At 71.6% G+C, this 15439-nt stretch carries 11 protein-coding genes and 1 pseudogene; 5 read left to right on the forward strand and 7 right to left on the reverse strand.

Going from position 1 to position 15439, the window contains the following annotated elements; genetic code table 11:
• Nucleotides 1-242 precede the first annotated feature (242 nt).
• The 3 genes from AB0953_RS31510 (at nt 243) to AB0953_RS31520 (ending at nt 5837) form a co-directional block, all read left to right on the forward strand.
• Entirely contained in the window at nt 243-4853 is a 4611-nt protein-coding gene (locus tag AB0953_RS31510; RefSeq protein WP_366862990.1) for a putative T7SS-secreted protein, read from the forward strand.
• A gap of 13 nt (nt 4854-4866) precedes the next feature.
• Nucleotides 4867-5343, forward strand: coding sequence for a hypothetical protein (locus AB0953_RS31515; protein ID WP_366862991.1), 477 nt, complete (start codon nt 4867-4869; stop codon nt 5341-5343).
• Between the two features lie 209 nt (nt 5344-5552).
• Nucleotides 5553-5837, forward strand: a complete 285-nt coding sequence (locus tag AB0953_RS31520; RefSeq protein WP_366862992.1) for a hypothetical protein — start codon at nt 5553-5555, stop codon at nt 5835-5837.
• 31 nt (nt 5838-5868) lie between these two features.
• Here the strand turns inward: AB0953_RS31520 and AB0953_RS31525 are convergent, their stop codons facing one another.
• The 3 genes from AB0953_RS31525 to AB0953_RS31535 all read right to left on the reverse strand — a co-directional run bounded on the left by AB0953_RS31525 (nt 5869) and on the right by AB0953_RS31535 (nt 8032).
• A complete protein-coding gene (locus AB0953_RS31525) occupies nt 5869-6279 on the reverse strand; it encodes a hypothetical protein (RefSeq protein ID WP_366863001.1) in 411 nt (136 codons plus the stop codon).
• 202 nt (nt 6280-6481) lie between these two features.
• Nucleotides 6482-6970: an SPW repeat protein gene (locus AB0953_RS31530; RefSeq protein ID WP_366862993.1), complete on the reverse strand. Its 489-nt coding sequence runs from the start codon at nt 6968-6970 to the stop codon at nt 6482-6484.
• A gap of 189 nt (nt 6971-7159) precedes the next feature.
• Nucleotides 7160-8032 (reverse strand): potassium channel family protein, encoded by an 873-nt coding sequence (locus AB0953_RS31535; protein ID WP_366862994.1) that lies wholly within the window; start codon nt 8030-8032, stop codon nt 7160-7162.
• A 204-nt stretch (nt 8033-8236) separates the two neighbouring features.
• Here AB0953_RS31535 and AB0953_RS31540 point away from each other — a divergent pair.
• Nucleotides 8237-8350, forward strand: a pseudogene (locus tag AB0953_RS31540) (TetR/AcrR family transcriptional regulator); the annotation flags it as partial.
• On the opposite strand, the gene AB0953_RS31545 reads toward AB0953_RS31540, so the two are convergent.
• Nucleotides 8342-11308: a trypsin-like peptidase domain-containing protein gene (locus tag AB0953_RS31545; protein ID WP_366862995.1), complete on the reverse strand. Its 2967-nt coding sequence runs from the start codon at nt 11306-11308 to the stop codon at nt 8342-8344. The pseudogene AB0953_RS31540 and the gene AB0953_RS31545 sit on opposite strands and share 9 nt — an antisense overlap.
• Nucleotides 11298-11636, reverse strand: coding sequence for a trypco2 family protein (locus AB0953_RS31550; RefSeq protein ID WP_366862996.1), 339 nt, complete (start codon nt 11634-11636; stop codon nt 11298-11300). Before AB0953_RS31550 ends, AB0953_RS31545 begins: the two co-directional genes overlap by 11 nt.
• A gap of 306 nt (nt 11637-11942) precedes the next feature.
• Here AB0953_RS31550 and AB0953_RS31555 point away from each other — a divergent pair, with 306 nt between their 5' ends.
• Nucleotides 11943-13451 (forward strand): DUF4246 domain-containing protein, encoded by a 1509-nt coding sequence (locus tag AB0953_RS31555; protein ID WP_366862997.1) that lies wholly within the window; start codon nt 11943-11945, stop codon nt 13449-13451.
• Nucleotides 13452-13515: 64 nt separating this feature from the next.
• On the opposite strand, the gene AB0953_RS31560 is transcribed toward AB0953_RS31555, so the two are convergent.
• Nucleotides 13516-14004, reverse strand: a complete 489-nt coding sequence (locus AB0953_RS31560) for an isochorismatase family protein (protein ID WP_366862998.1) — start codon at nt 14002-14004, stop codon at nt 13516-13518.
• 178 nt (nt 14005-14182) lie between these two features.
• Nucleotides 14183-14932 carry a class I SAM-dependent methyltransferase gene (locus AB0953_RS31565; protein ID WP_366862999.1) on the reverse strand — a complete coding sequence of 250 codons (750 nt, stop codon included), beginning with the start codon at nt 14930-14932 and terminating at the stop codon, nt 14183-14185.
• Between the last annotated feature and the right edge of the window lie 507 nt (nt 14933-15439).

Here is a 15439-nt window from a genome sequence, read left to right on the forward strand (position 1 = left end):
CCCGGACCGGCACCCGCGGGCCCGGCCGGATCCGCCCCGACACGCCGACACGCCGACACGTCAACATCGTGATCAGGCCATTCGAGTGATCGAAGGTACGCTTCCCTGTCAGGGTGCCCGGCGCCCTGAAGGGGGATGAAAGGCATGGAACTGGTCGCAGAAATAGCCGCGGGCCGGGAGAGGGGCGGCGGGCCGGGCCGTCTGGTGGGGGAGTTCCGGCGGGGGCAGCGGGGGAGTAGCTGATGGGGTGGCGGGATTTCGTACCGGACTCGGTCGAGGACGTCGTCGAGGACGGTGCGGAGAAGGTCGGCGACTTCGTCGAGTGGGGTGGTGACAAGGTCGCCGACCTCGCCGACGAGGTCGGCCTGGAGGACGCCGGGGACTGGATACGCGACAAGAGCCGCTCGGCCGCGAACCAGCTCGGTGCGGACGTCGCCGAGCTCGAACTCGGGCAGACCGAGGACCCCAAGAAGCTCGTCTACGGCAGCCCGTCGAAGATCCGCGAGCAGGTCGGCCACCTCAACGACTTCAAGAAGGCGTTCGACTCCGTCGGCGAGGGACTGAAGAACCTCACCGAACCGGACGGCCTCAAGGGCGAGGCCGCGCGGGCGTTTCGGGAGTCGGTGGCCAAGGAGCCGCCGCGCTGGTTCAAGGCCGCCAAGGCCTTCGGCGACGCCGCCGACGCCATGGGCCGCTTCGCCGACACCGTCGAATGGGCCCAGGGCAAGGCCAAGGAGGCGCTGGAGGACTACAACAAGGCGAAGAAGGCCTCCGAGGACGCCCGCGGCGCGCACAACAAGCTCGTCAAGGAGTACAACGACGCCTACAAGGCGAACAAGGACCCCCTCCCGCCGCGGCCCTCCGACGACTTCGCCGACCCCGGCAAGGCGATGGCCACGGCCGCGCAGGACAAGCTCGACAACGCGCGCAAGCAGCGCAACGAGGTCGCCGAGGCCGTCGCCAAGGCGGTCCGCGCCGCCCGCGACGCCGCCCCGCCCAAACCCTCGTACGCCGAGCAGCTCGGCGACGGCCTGGACTACCTCGACCTCGCCTCCACCCACCTGGTGGGCGGCGTGATCAAGGGCACGGCCGGGATCGTCAACTTCGCCCGCGCCCTCAACCCCCTCGACCTGTACAACCTCACCCACCCCGCCGAGTACCTGACGAACCTGAACTCCACCGCCGCGGGCCTGGTCACCCTGGCCAACGACCCCTGGGGCGCGGGCAAGAAGATGCTCGACGAGTTCATGAAGGACCCCTCCGAAGGCATCGGCAAGATGCTCCCGGAGCTCATCGGCTCCAAGGGCCTCGGCTCGCTGAAGAAGATCGGCACGGCCGCCAAGCACCTCGACGACCTCAAAGGACCGCGCCGCAGCCGCGGGCACCACGAGAAGGACCCGGACAACACCGGCAACCGGTGCCGCGAGAACGTCTGCGACGGCGACCCGGTCGACATGGCGACCGGCCGCATGCTGCTGCCGCAGACGGACATCGCGCTGCCCGGATCCCTGCCGCTCGTCTTCCAGCGCACCTTCGACTCCTCCCGCCGCTCGGGGCGCTGGTTCGGTCCCACCTGGGCCAGCACCGTGGACCAGCGGCTGGAGATCGACTCCGAGGGCGTCGTCTTCAGCTGCGACGAGGGCAGCCTGCTGGCCTACCCCCATCCGGCACCCGGTGTTCCGGTCCTGCCCACCCACGGCCGGCCCTGGCCCCTGGACCGGGTCGCCGACGGCTACACCATCACGGATCCGGTCACCGGACGGGTCCTGCACTTCAAGGACCACGGCGACGACCTGGCGCTCCTGGCGCAGATCGACGACCGCAACGGCCGCTGGATCGTCTTCGAGTACGACCAGGCGGGCGCCCCCACCTCCCTCGTGCACCACGGCGGCTACCACCTGAGGGTCACCACGGCCGAGGGCCGGGTCACCGCCCTGCACCTCGCGGGTGCCGCTCCGGACGGCAGCGACCAGGAGATCCTGCGCTACGGCTACACCGACGGCCACCTCACCGAGGTCGTCAACTCCTCGGGGCGGCCCCTGCGCTTCGGCTGCGACGAGCACGGCCGCATCACCTCCTGGACCGACACCAACGGCAACCACTACGACTACGTCTACGACGACCGCGACCGCTGCACCTACCAGTCCGGCACCCACGGGCACGTCGAATCCCACTTCACGTGGGGCGACACCGACCCCGCCACCGGTTTGAGGACGAACTCCCTCACCGACGGTCTCGGGCACACCAAGCACTTCGTCGTCGACGAGCGCTCCCGGGTCGTCGCCGAGATCGACGCGCTGGGTGCGGTCACCCGCTTCGAGCACGACCGCCGCAACCGCCTCCTGTCCCGTACCGATCCCCTCGGCCACGTCGAGCGCTTCGCCTACGACGAGGCCGGACGGCTCACCACCGTGGTGAGGCCGGACGGACGGTCCCTGAGCGCGGAGTACGACGCATCCGGACTGCCCGTGCGCACGGTGGGCGCGGACGGAGCGGTGACCCGCCAGAGCTTCGACGCGCGCGGGAACCGCACCTCCCTCACCGACCCGTCAGGGGCGACGACGCACTTCGCCTACGACGGGTCGGGCCACCTCGCCGCCGTCACCGACGCCCTCGGGCACACCACGGCCGTCCGCTGCAACGAGGCCGGCCTGCAGGTCGAGGTCACCGACCCGCTCGGGGCGACGACACGCATCGAACGCGACGGCTTCGGGCGGCCGGTCTCCTTCACCGACGCATTGGGTGCGTCGGCCCGGTTCGAGTGGACCGTGGAGGGGCACCTCGCCCGTCGCACCGAGGCGGACGGCAGCGAGCACTCCTGGACGTACGACGGGGAGGGGAACTGCACCAGCCACACCGACGCGCTGGGCGGCGTCACCACGTACGAGTACGCCGATTTCGACCTCCTCGCCTCCCGCACCGGCCCGGACGGGCTCACGTACGCGTTCACGCACGACACCAACCTCCGGCTGACGGGGGTCCGGAACCCGCAGGGCCTCGAATGGAGGTACGAGTACGACGGCGCCGGGCGGCTCGTCGCCGAGACCGACTTCGACGACCGCACCCTCGCCTACGGCTACGACCCGGCCGGCAGGCTGGTCTCGCGCACGAACGGCCTGGGCGAGAGCATCGAATTCCAGTACAACGCGCTCGGACAGGTCGTCCGCAAGGACGCCGCGGGTGTCGTCACCACCTTCGAGTACGACGTCTTCGACGAACTCGCTGCGGCGACGACCCCCGACGCCACCCTCACCCGTCTGCGCGACCGCCACGGACGCCTCGTGGCCGAGACCGTCAACGGCCGCACCCTCACCTTCGCGTACGACCTCCTCGGCCGCCGAACCGGCAGGACGACACCCAGCGGCGCCGTCAGCTCCTGGAGCCACGACCCGGCCGGACGGCGGGAATCCCTCACCGCCGCCGGCCGTACGATGACCTTCGAACGCGACGCGGCCGGCCACGAGGTCGTACGCCGCGTCGGCCGGGTCACGCTCTCGCAGGGCTACGACGTGATGGGCCGCCTGACCGAACAGCGCGTCAGCAGCCACGGGCGCTCACTCCAGCGCCGCGACTACGCCTACCGGGCGGACGGCAACCTGATCGGCATCGACGACGCACTCGGCGGACGCCGCCGCTTCGACCTCGACGCGGCCGGCCGCGTCACGGCAGTGCGCGCCGAGAACTGGACCGAGCGCTACACCTACGACGCGGTGGGCAACCAGACCGAGGCGTCCTGGCCGGCCGCCCACGCGACGCAGGACGCGGCCGGCCCCCGCTCCTACGCGGGCACGCGCGTCACCCGCGCCGGAAACGTCCGCTACGAGCGCGACGCGCAGGGCCGGATCGTCCTGCGGCAGAAGACCCGCCTGTCCAGGAAGCCCGACACCTGGCGCTACACGTGGGACGCCGAGGACCGGCTGACCTCCGTCACCACGCCGGACGGCTCCGTGTGGCGCTACCGGTACGACGCGCTGGGCCGCCGCGTGTCCAAGGAGCGCCTGTGCGACAGCGGCGTGTCGGTCGTGGAGCAGGTCTCGTTCGTCTGGGACGACAGCCTGCTGTGCGAACAGGAGACCGCCGCCGCGGCGCTGCCCCATCCCGTGGCGCTCACATGGGACCACGACGGCCTGCACCCCCTGACCCAGACCGAGCGCATCCTCGATCCCGACGCCCCGGAAGAACCGGTCGCCGAGCGCTTCTTCTCCATCGTCACCGATCTGATCGGCACGCCGAGCGAACTGATCGACGATGCGGGCCGTCTGGCGTGGCGGATGCGCAGCACCCTGTGGGGCACGACGACGTGGGCCGCGAGCAGCACGACGTACACCCCCCTCAGATTCCCGGGCCAGTACTTCGACCCGGAAACCGGCCTGCACTACAACTACTTCCGGCATTACGACCCGGAGGTGGCGCAGTACCTGACGCCGGACCCGCTGGGCCTGGCTCCCGCACCCACTCCGCGGTCCTACGTGTCCAACCCCCACACCTGGTCGGATCCGCTCGGACTCAAGCCCTGCAAGAAGGCGACCGAGGACCTCAACTGGAACGAGAAGAGCCGACCCACCTTCGGCCACACGTTCAGCGAGCACGGAGCGGGAACGAAGAACACGCAGAGCCTCACCGACCGCGCCCGCTCCACCGGCAATGATCAGGGGCAGTGGCTGGACAACTCCAAGGCGGTGGAGTTCCTGAAGGCGCACCACGATCCGCATGCCGGGGTACGCGAAGTGCCGATCCCCCCGGGGATGGGCCACGTCATCAAGCCGGACGGTTCCATCGTCGAGGCGACCCACGTGCGCATGGTTCCCAAACCGGACGGCACCTACAAGACAGCCTTCCCGATCGTGAAATGACGGTGAATCGAACATGAGGATGTCCCTCACGACCCCTTCGGCGGCACTGCCGCCCGATCTGCTGGACGTCGAGCTCTCCGACGACTACGAGTCGCTGGCCATGGACGCATGCCAGCTGCTTTCCGAAACCGATGCCCGCTTCCTCGTCTCGGGCTTCGGCCAGGAGGAGTGGCCGGTCACCCTCTCGTACGATCTCTCCTCCGTGATCGAGCAGCTCCCGGAGGCGATCACCCGTCTCCGGGCGGGCCGTTCCGCCGAGATCGACCTCTACGGGCAGGGGATCGAGCGGTGTCTGACCTTCGAACCCAGGGGGGACGCCACGGAGATCCGATGCGTCTCGGGCACTGCATGGCGCCCGGACCCCGACGTGGAGGTCCTCTCGCGCACGGCAGCGCTGGAGCTGCTCACCGGCTTGGCCGCCGATTTCGGAACCGCACTGCGCAAAGCCGCCCCCGAGCTGGCAGCGCGGACCCCGTTCGCGAACTGGTAGCGGGAGGGGCAGCCGCCGACCGGGGCGGCCATGAGCACGAGGGGACGACCCTTGGGCTCGGCGGCCGGGCCCGGGCCGACCCCGCTCCATTGCCGCACCGTCGATGCGCCTGTTCGAGTGCCTTCCGGACGTCCCGCGAGCGAGACACGCGCAGGGGGGTATGTCGTTTCGCGCGAAGTGACCTCGGGATCCCGTGAAGGAGATCTGCCATGTACGCAGTGGTGCGACGGTACGAAGGGGTGACGGATCCCGCCGAGGCGGGGCGACGAGTGGACGAGGGATTCGTTCCCCTCCTCCGCCAGGTCCCCGGATTCGTGGCCTACTACTGGATTGACGCGGGGGGCGGAGTGATGGTCTCCACCAGCGTCTTCGAAGACCGGGCCGGAGCCGAAGAGTCGATCAAGAGGGCGGCTGAATTCGTACGGGACAGCCTCGCGTCCCTGCTCCCCGAGCCTCCCCAGGTCACGGCCGGCCAGGTCGTGGCGGCGGGTTAACGGCCTTCCGGAGCGGCACGCGCGCACGAGGTCAGCCTGTGGTGATGTGGGTCAGGGCGGCGCAGAGTCGGCGGACGGCATGTTCGGCGTCCTCGTACTGCTGAGCCGTGGCTTGGACGGCGCCGAAGGTGGGCCCGTCTTCGGCGGCCAGGGCGCGCCAGTGGAGGACGGGGGTGAGGGCGGTACAGGCCGCGCCGAGGAACCAGGCCAGGCGGCCGTGGACGTGCGCGAGGGAGAGGGCGAGGGCGGCGAGGGCTTCCCGGAGGCGGGCGAGCCGGTCGATCACCGGCAGGGCCTCTTGCACGTGGGGCGGTCCGACGGCGGTGCTCAGGTCGCCGGCCGCTTTGGCGGCGATGGCGCGGTCGACGGCAGCCACGTCCCACACCCGGTCGCGGATCTGCTGCTCGGCTTCTCCGGCGAGGTCCTCGATGATCGTACGCATGTCCACGCCCGAGACCTTAACCCGCCGGCCGTCCCGCATGAAGGTCCTGTCGGCCAGAGTGTCGGGGGCGATACCGAAGGTCAAAGCCACTACGGTCGTCGGCCCCGATGTGGAGGCCGACGACCGTTCAGTGCTCCATGGGAGAGCTCGGGCGGCTGGCCACGAGCGTCCATGGCCGGGGAGCACGAGGTGGGGCTGTACGTCAGCGTTCGCCCGGCATCATGCGGTGCCCCGCGGTGGTGGAAGCGGTGCCGCGTTGGCCGTAGTCGGCACGATCACGGGCACCGGAGGCGGCGGCAAGGGCGAGCAGGGTGGCGATGGCGCCGGTGATGAGGTTGCTGGTGATGGAACGTGTGTGGGCCACGTCGCCGGCCACGACCCAGGGCGCGATGCAGGTCCAGATGCCCATGGCGGCGGCGGCCCAGGCCATGGAGTGGGTGCGTTCGTAGGAGTTGCCGAGTCCACCCAGGAGAAGCATGTAGGCGATCCCGACGATCAGGTTGGTGACGGCGAGGGTGGTGAAGCCGTTGAAGCCGACGATCCAGGGCGATGCCGCGAGGTAGCAGCCGGTGATGAGGGCGCATGCCTCGACCATCTGGGCCTTCGGGGTGGCGGCTGCACGGTCGTGCCGGGCACGCAGCTCGATGAGGTCGGGGTGTTCCTCGATGGGAGCCCGGTGCGTTGACGCCATGGTGACCTCCAGCAGATGAGTACTTATGCCGCCTCTACCCAGAAATCCGACACTAATCGTGAGAGAGGCTCCCGCCGCTGCCCGCACCGCGTTGCTTTCACCTCGAAACGGCGCCCCCGGAGCCGGAAGCCTTCACCGCTACCGACTGGTAGCGGAAACGGATCCCATCTCCTGACAGCGGCCGACGCGTCACGCCGCTTGCGTGTATCCGTGATCACGGGCGAAGGCCCCGAAGACCTGGCGTGCGGTCCCGTGGGTGTGCAGGAAGCGGTGGTCGATGATCGCGGCGAAGTCGTCCAGAGCGGCACGCAGCACGGCCGCCGCCATCCTGACGTCGGGATGTCGGGCGGCCGATGCCTGGTCCGCCAGTTTCATGGCGCCCTCGATCTGGTGGGCGAGCGAGATGGCGTCGTCACCGTCGTGGAAGTAGTAGGACTCGGCGTACTGCAGGAAGTCGACGCAGACCACGGAGATGTCCGATGCGAGGCTGTCGAGGATCTCGGCACCCGCGTCGGCGTCGACCTGGTCCGTTGCGGGGTGGGTACGGACCAGATGCGAGATCCGCAGCGCGAGGGCGCGGCGGCGGCCCAACGCCGGGAAGATGCCCAGCGTCCAGGCGACCGTCGCGCTCAGCAGCGCGAATCCGGCCAAGGCCTCCAGCGGGGCGGCGACCCTCAGCCACCCTTCGGCGGGAGCGATGTCTCCCAGACCGAGCGTGGAGATGTGGACGAGGGAGACGTACACCGCGTCCAGGAAACCGGCGTGGTCGGCGGGCCGCAGGCCGGGCGCGTAGGTGAAGCCCTCCGGCATGTGCGGCCAGTACACGAGGGCCCAGCCGAGGACCGCGGTCAACGACCAGGTGGCCACGACGGCCGCCATTCCCACCGGGCCGGCGAGCCCTGTGCCCCGGCGGGGCGGGGACGCCTTCGACAGGCGCCAGACCGCGGTCATGACCAGGCGGCTCAGGCCCCCGTGGCGGGTCGGGTGCCACAGGGTGTGGAACACGTCCCGGAGGACGATCAGCACCAACGCCGCACCTGCCACGGTGACCGGCCAGCTCATCAGGGTTCCCTCCAGGGTCGTCCCGGGCCCTCGGAGGGAGCCCTCCTGATCACCCGCAGCTGACTGACTACCAGCGGGCCGGGCACCGTGAGCGCCGACTCGCCCGACCCGACACGCGTCACCCCGGAGACGGGGGCCCAGGTGTGGACACGGGCAGGACGTAGAGGCGGTGGACGAACGCGGTGCCGTGGCGGAGGAGGTCGGCGGGAGGCGGTGCGCCTCCTCGCCCACCGCACCAGGCAGACCGCGCTCCGTCACGAATGGCTGGCCGACCTGCTCGGCGGCCGACCGCCGGTGCGGCGGGCGCCCTCAGGCGTCCTCGCGCAGGTGCTGCGCCTGCGCGCTGAGCCAGGCCGGACGGACCATCTCCACGTTGCGGCCGACGCTCTGCGCGGCCCGGTCCAGGGCGTCGGCCGCCTCGCGCGGGGCCGGCACCGCCCTGGCCCGGGCCGCTTCGGCGAGCGCCTGCGCCGCCGCGGCCTCGGCCGCCCCGGCGCGGTCCAAGGAGGCGGCCGCGCGCTCGGCCGTCTCGGCGGCCTGCCCGTACCGCCCCAGCGTCCAGTGCGCCCAGGCGGTGTTGTACAGGCAGACGCCCTCGGTCCGCGGATTCTCCATGGCCGCGGTCAGCGCCTCCGCCAGCAAGGCCAGGGCCTCCTCGGGCCGGCCGAGGGCCAGCAGGGCCACGCCCTGGGCGTTCAGCGCGTAGTCCGTCGCCTCCGCGACCCCCGCGGCCGCGTAGGCGCGTACGGCCTCACCGCCCGCCGCGATGGTCTCCTCCCAGCGGCCCAGGGTCAGCAGGGCCGTGAACCGGGCGTTCCAGGAGCGCGCCTCGGTGAGCCGGTCCCCCGAGGCCGCCGCGATTTCGCCCAGCCGGTCGGCGCCCGCCAGGGCGGCTTCGCCGTCGCCGAGGGTGCTGTGGGCGAGGCTGAGGCTGAGGACGGCGTGGGCCTCGGCCTCCGCGTCGCCGTTCTGCCGGGCCAGCTCGCCGGCCCGGGTCAGCGGGCCCGTGGCCTCCTTGAGGCGGCCCAGCTGCCGGTACGCGTCACCGAGGCCGAACACGGCTTCCTGGAGCACCCGGCGGTCCTCGAGGCGTTCGGCCACCTCGGCGGCCTCCGTGAAGAGTTCGAGCGCGTGCGGCAGCGGGCCGGCGCTCAACCGGGCGTGCCCGAAGCTGATGAGATGGGCCAGACGTGCCCGGTCGTCGGTCACTTGTTCCTCCAATATCAGGTGCATCGAGATCGCCGCGAGGGCGGAGCCGTGCCGGACCATCCATGGCCCGATGGCACCGAGGACCAGCGCGGCGCCGTCCATGTCCCCGGCCCGCACCCGGTGGCCGAACGCCCGCCGGTGCGCCTGTACGTCGTCCAGCGTGCGCCAGTCCCGGCGCTGCGGGGCAGTGCGCGCGTACCACTCGGCCGCCCGCAGCTCCAACGCCTGCCGCCCCAGCGGCCCTTCGCCCGGAAGGGCGCCGTACGCGAGGTCGGCGTCCATCGGGTGCAGCGCAAACGTGCGGGTTCCCCGGTCCACGGAAACCATGCGCGTCCTCAGCAGCCCGGACAGGGCGGCCGGCACGTCGAGGGCGGGGGCGAGGCCGCCGGCGATCCACTCGACCGCCTCCCGGGGGGCGGGAGTGCGCAGCACCGCGAGGACGTTCAGCACGCTGCGGCTGTCGGCGCCGAGCCGCCGGTAGCGGTCCTCGGCCAGGCCGGCGACCACGTCACCGCGCAGGGGGAAGTCCTCCAGCACGTCCTCCAGGCTCGGCAGCATCAGCGTGTCGTCGGCCATCGCGCCCACCAGCAGCTCCAGTGCGCGCGGCACCCCGTGGACCCGGACCGCCGCCCGGAGCAGCTCCTCGTCCGACAGCCGCGCCACTCCGAGGCCGCCGTCCTGGTCGAGTTCGCGCAGCAGCGCGACCGACTCGGCGGGCGGCAGCCCGTCGGACAGCTCGACCTCGGCGGCGAACCGGCGCAGCTCGGGCGGGAGTCGTAGCGGCAGCTGTGAGGTGATCAGCAGCCGTGGTGCGGTGCGCGCCCTGAAGAGGCAGTCGAAGAAGGCGTCGAGCTCCTCGTCGTCGAGCCGGCCGTCGTCCAGGAGCCGGTCCTCCAGGTTGTCGACCAGGACGACGAAGAGCCGGTCGCCCATCGCGGCGAACAGTTCGCCGATCTTGTCGGGGACGGGCCGGTCGGCGGCCCAGACCTCCAGCAGGCGTGCTTCGTCTGCGGGGCCGAGGGCGCGGGCGCAGTCGAAGTAGAGGCGTTCGAGGGAGACCCCGGAGGTGCGGGTGCTCAGGTTGACGAGGCCCGCCGGAAGCGGCGCCTGCACGCGGCCCGGCCACTCGCCGCGTTCCAGCATCTCCATGACCTTGGCGGCGACCGCGCTCTTGCCGATGCCGCGGCGTCCCGTGACGGTCACCATGCGGATGGCGGGGTTGGCGAGGTGGCGGCCGATCAGGTCCCGCGCCTCGGTGCGGTCCTTGAACAGCTCCAGTCCGTGTGCCACCGGCAGCCCGATGACCTTCGACGCGGCCGGCGCGGAGGGCTCGTCCGGACCGGGCGGCTCGGCGCCCACGTCCGCAAGCGCCGCCGGATCGGGGATCGCCAGGAGTGCGGCCAGCTCCGCCCGGCGGGCCTCGGAGACACCGTGCAGCGTGTGGTCGACGCGGACCGCGGTCAGCCGGCCCAGCCCTTCGCCGCGGTGGTGTTCGGCCACCACTCCGACGAGGTACGGCCCCGCCCATACGGCGGCCCCGGACATGCCGGACCACGGCGACACGGAGGGGTCGGGGTCCGCGGCCGCCACCGGCACCGTGATCTCCAGGGTGCCCGTCCGCAGGTTGGACAGGGCCGCCACCGTCCCGTCGGCCTGGTGCAGTTCCCGGAACTGCCTGCCGTCGGCGCCGCGCCGGCGCTTCCACAGGGGGAAGCCCGCCGCGTGGACGTCGACGACGGCGTGGCGGTCGTCGCCGATGCGGCCGAACCGCGCGGGCGGCACGGGCGCCGCGCCCGCCGGCGGTGTGAAGCTCAGCACCGCCACGTCGGTGCCCGGATCCGACCAGGCGAGCTCCGCCTCGGCGGCCCACTGGCCCGGCCGGTCGGCGTCGAAACGCACCCGCACCGCCGCGGCCCCGGCCACCACGTGGAAGGCGGTCAGCACCGCCGCCTCACCGACCCGGTACCCCGAGCCGCGCCGCCCGCCCCCGGCTGAGGTGGTGACGATGACCTCGGCGATGCGGTGCGGGTCCAGTCCGCCGCGCCCGGCGGGGGCGTCAGTCCTCACCGAGCAGCTCGTCCCCGGAGATCAGGGCCACCTGCCCCGGCGCGTCGGCCCGCACTGGCTGGAGCGTCAGGGCGAGCTTCTGGGTGACCGTGGCCGAGCGCTTCGCCGAGGCGCCGGCGTCGAACACCCAGAACTTCACCTTCACGCCCGGTTCACGGGACCGCTCCACTCCCACGGTCAGCTCCAGTTCCACGCGCTCCGCCTTGAACTTCAGGTCGGAGTCCTCGCCGTCGGACATCGCCCGGCTCAGCTCGCGGCGCAACTGCGCGATCATGTCCGCCAATTCGACCGCATCGTTCACAGGAAGCCCCCCAGACCGGATCCGCACGTCACGTCAACTACGGACGATAGTAGGCAACATCATTGCGCATCACCGCGCACTCCGGGCTCGCGCTCGGGGGCGCGGGCCCCTCCGCACGTGGAGCATCCACCTACCGGAGCAGGAGGAGGGGCGACGACCCGATTGCCACTCCGTCCGACAGGCGAGGCGGCAGCCGCCCTCGAGGGGTGACAATGCCTCACCGCACGGTCCGGGGACGGCGGCGGTCGCCCCCGCCCCGGGGCCGCCGCTGCGGTGTCAGTGGGGCGGGCTATTCTTCCCGGCACCGCACACCGACCGTGAGGACCACCAGTAGTGACCGGCCTGTCCCCCTTCCCGCTGCCCTTCCAGAGCTCCCGCTCCCCGGCGTTCGCGACGCCCAGGACACTGCGGGAACTGCAGATGATGCAGTGCAGCTCGCACCTGCGCGCCAAGCCCGCGTGGTTCGACAAGATGAACGACGCCGACATCGCGGCCAGGTGGACGCAGGAAGCGGTGGCGCAGGGCCTCACCGAGGCGCAGGTGCGCTACGTGCTGGCCGAGTTGGCGCACTACGCCGCACTGCGCGACGAGCGGACCGGCATCGAGGTGTCCGCGGTCGACGGCGTCTGGCAGTCGGACACCCTCGTCGACGAGCAGCTCAGGTCCCGGCTGCGCGAGGCGGTACGCGTCCTGGAAGAGGTCCCCGAAGCGGAGCAGGACTGGCATCCCGGATCCGACGGCCAGGTCCTGGACCTCGTACACCCCTCACTGTTCTGCCTCGTGCGGGACGTGAGCGGAGGGCCGGAGCGGGCCTGGCAGAACCCGGCGAAGCACTACGCGAAGTACGAGTTCTCGGAGAGGTTCCAGTGGCTGCCCACGGACGTCGACGTCAGCGACGACGGCGCCGTCGCCTTCCGCTCGTACGTGAACAACGTCCACCCCGAGGCGCACCGCGCACTCGCCTCCGTCCTGCCGGACGTGTTCGCGCGCCTGCGCCCGCTGTTCGAGAACGTGCTCACCGATCTGCGGCACCCGCGTCCCCTGCGGATCGAGGCCGATCCCTACGGCTGGTACGAGGCGGAGCCGGAGTATCCGCGCCAGTCGTCCTACAGTGACAACGCGGCCTACATGGAGGCCCGTGCCGCCTGGTCGGACGCCTATGAGGCCTGGTGGGAGAACCGCCGCCCGGTCGTCCCGGACGCCCCGGTCTTCACCCCGCCCGCGCTGCCCGACGCATCCGACCGGGTCGACCTGCGCGGCCGCCGACTCCAGGTCATCGTCAAGCTCGCCACCGTCCACCTCACCCCGGACAAGCCCGAGTACCCCGGCGGCTCCTGGCACGTCGAGGGCATGCTGAACGAGCGGATCGTCTCGACCGGCATCTACTACTGGGACAGCGAGAACATCACCGAAAGCCGGCTGGGATTCCGGGCCGCACTCGACGACCCGGACTACGAGCAGAACGACGACGCCGGGATGCGCGAGGTCTACGGCCTGGAGAACGAGGACGCGCTGAACCAGGTGCTGGGCTCGGTACCGACCCCGGCGGGCCGCTGCCTGGCGTTCCCCAACGTCCTGCAGCACCGTGTCGACGCGTTCCGCCTGGCGGATGCCACCCGTCCGGGGCACCGCAAGATCCTCGCGTTCTTCCTGGTCGACCCGGCCGAGCGGATCGTCTCGACCTCCGACGTGCCGCCGCAGCAGCCCTGGGCCGACACCTCGACCATGACGCTCGAGCAGGCCAAGACGTACCGCGAAGAACTCATGAAGGAACGGAAGTTCTTCGTCGACGAGCACAACGAGCAGCTCTACGAACGGGAGTTCTCCCTCTGCGAGCACTGAACCGCCGCTGCGGGGCTCCCGGCCAGGTGCCTGGCCGGGAGCCCGGGGGAATCGACGGCGTCCCTCAGCTGTAGTCCGCGACCGACCGCACGTCGCCGAACCGGGGGAAGACCCGCTCCACCGCGAATCGGTGCTCGTCAGCGGCCGGCCCCGACATCGCGTCGGCGACGAACTCCACCGCGTAGCCGTGGTCACTCGCCGCCCGGGCCGTCGACTCGACTCCCATGGTGGTCACCAGCCCGGCCACCACCACCGTGTCCACACCCCGCTCGCGCAGCCGGTCGTCGAGTCCGGTCCCGTGGAAGGCACCGATGGTGCGCTTGACCACCACCACGTCGCCGTCCTCGACCAAGCCTTGGGCGAAGTCGCTGCCCGGGGGCTGTTCTTCGACGTTCGGCCGCTCCACCCGCACCGCAACCACCGGTTCACCCGAAGCGCGGAAGGCCTTCGCCAATGCGCGACAGCGCTCCAGCACCTCCTCCCCTGAGTGCGGGGCGAGCGGCAAGGCGACGATACGGGGCATCAGGTCGATCAGTACCAGGGCACGCACCATGCCGGTCATCGTAGACAGGCATGATCCGAAAGGCACCCCCCCGACGATTCGCAGTGGGAGATTCGCCGGCCTCAAGGCGGCGACGGCCTGGTCCGCCGCTACATGATCTGGCGGAACGAGCACACCGCCGACAACCGCCTTCGCGAGGTAGTCAGCCGGGCGAACGCTGCCTGATGCGTCACCAGGACGCCGTCGCCCTGACCTGCAACGTCACGAACCCGAGCGTCCCCCGGTATCCGCGCAGCCACTCGTTCCGATGAGTGCGGGCGATATCCAAGGCCTCGGCTGCGTCCGGGTGGTCGGGGTGCTCGAGCGCCCAGCGCGACAGTGACCCGGTCCACGACCATTCGTACGCGTCCCACTCCGCCAACGTGCTGACATGCCCGTAGACCGGGGTCCAACCTGCCGCTGAGATCCGCTCGACGGTTGTGGCGAGGTCGGTGTACTCGTCCGCCTCGAACCCGGCGGCCAGCGTCTCCGGCCCCGGCTTACGCTCCCAGAAGCCGTCGCCGACCAGCACGCTGCCGCCCGGCGCGAGATGGCCGCGCGCGGCTTCCAGGGCCGGCAGCAGTCCGCCGAACGCGTGCGTAGCCCCCACGCACAGCACCAGGTCGTACGGCTGCGGCGCCTCGAACGCCGTCGCGTCCCCGGTGTGCAGCGTCAGCCGGTCGCCGAGGCCCGCCGCGTCGGCCGCCGCGCGCCCCTTGGCCAGGGCGGACGCGTTGACGTCGACCCCGTCCGCCCGCAGGCCGGGGCGCCCGGCCAGCGCAGACAGCAGCCAGGCCGCCTCGGCACACCCGAGGTCGAGTACCCGCTCGTCCCCCCGGGGCAACGCCCGGTCGAGCAACGTACGGACGGATCCGTCGAACAGCGGCGCCGCGATGGGATGGTCGACGTGGGCGAGGGTGCTGATGAGGGAGCGTTCCATGCCGAAGCATCCTGCCCGCGCGGGGCCGTTCGGGGCGCCCGATTTTCGGCGTCTGTCGTCCTGCGGCTCCTTCGGCCTCGATGTTTTGTTGAATGTTCGGGCGGTTGCCCCGGCGGCGGCCAGGCCTTCTCCCTCGCCGCACCGAGCAAGCAGCTCATGCGGCTGCCGGGGGCCACCGGGGCGGCGGCCCTGTCCACCCATCGCGTCGGTCACCCGTCCTGCCCCCGGACGTCCGGCAAAGTAGACTCCGGGCTCGCCGTGCGCGGTCATGACTCGGCCGGGTCGCAGGGCCCACACGGCGGGCCCTGCGACCGTGCCACTCGATCAGCAGCCCATCGTCCAGGGCTGTGGGTCGCTTCCGCTGCCGGTGGGCCGGCGGCGGTGCCGCCGGCCCACACGGGGCCTACTTGCGTGGGGTGGGCCGGGTGGTCCTGAAGCGGGCGGTGCCTTCGTTGTCCTGGGCCGGGGTGGTGTCGTACCGCTGGAAGCCGGCCTTCTCCAGGACGC

Source organism: Streptomyces sp. NPDC046866, from assembly GCF_040704625.1.
GTDB lineage: Bacteria > Actinomycetota > Actinomycetes > Streptomycetales > Streptomycetaceae > Streptomyces.

Bases quoted from the DNA above. Each gene is read 5' to 3' on its own strand.
- AB0953_RS31525 (WP_366863001.1), bottom strand. From the start codon at position 6,279: ATGCGTACGATCATCGAGGACCTCGCCGGAGAAGCCGAGCAGCAGATC.
- AB0953_RS31560 (WP_366862998.1), bottom strand. From the start codon at position 14,004: ATGGTGCGTGCCCTGGTACTGATCGACCTGATGCCCCGTATCGTCGCC.
- AB0953_RS31565 (WP_366862999.1), bottom strand. From the start codon at position 14,932: ATGGAACGCTCCCTCATCAGCACCCTCGCCCACGTCGACCATCCCATC.
- AB0953_RS31535 (WP_366862994.1), bottom strand. From the start codon at position 8,032: ATGAGCTGGCCGGTCACCGTGGCAGGTGCGGCGTTGGTGCTGATCGTC.
- AB0953_RS31520 (WP_366862992.1), top strand. From the start codon at position 5,553: ATGTACGCAGTGGTGCGACGGTACGAAGGGGTGACGGATCCCGCCGAG.
- AB0953_RS31510 (WP_366862990.1), top strand. From the start codon at position 243: ATGGGGTGGCGGGATTTCGTACCGGACTCGGTCGAGGACGTCGTCGAG.
- AB0953_RS31515 (WP_366862991.1), top strand. From the start codon at position 4,867: ATGAGGATGTCCCTCACGACCCCTTCGGCGGCACTGCCGCCCGATCTG.
- AB0953_RS31530 (WP_366862993.1), bottom strand. From the start codon at position 6,970: ATGGCGTCAACGCACCGGGCTCCCATCGAGGAACACCCCGACCTCATC.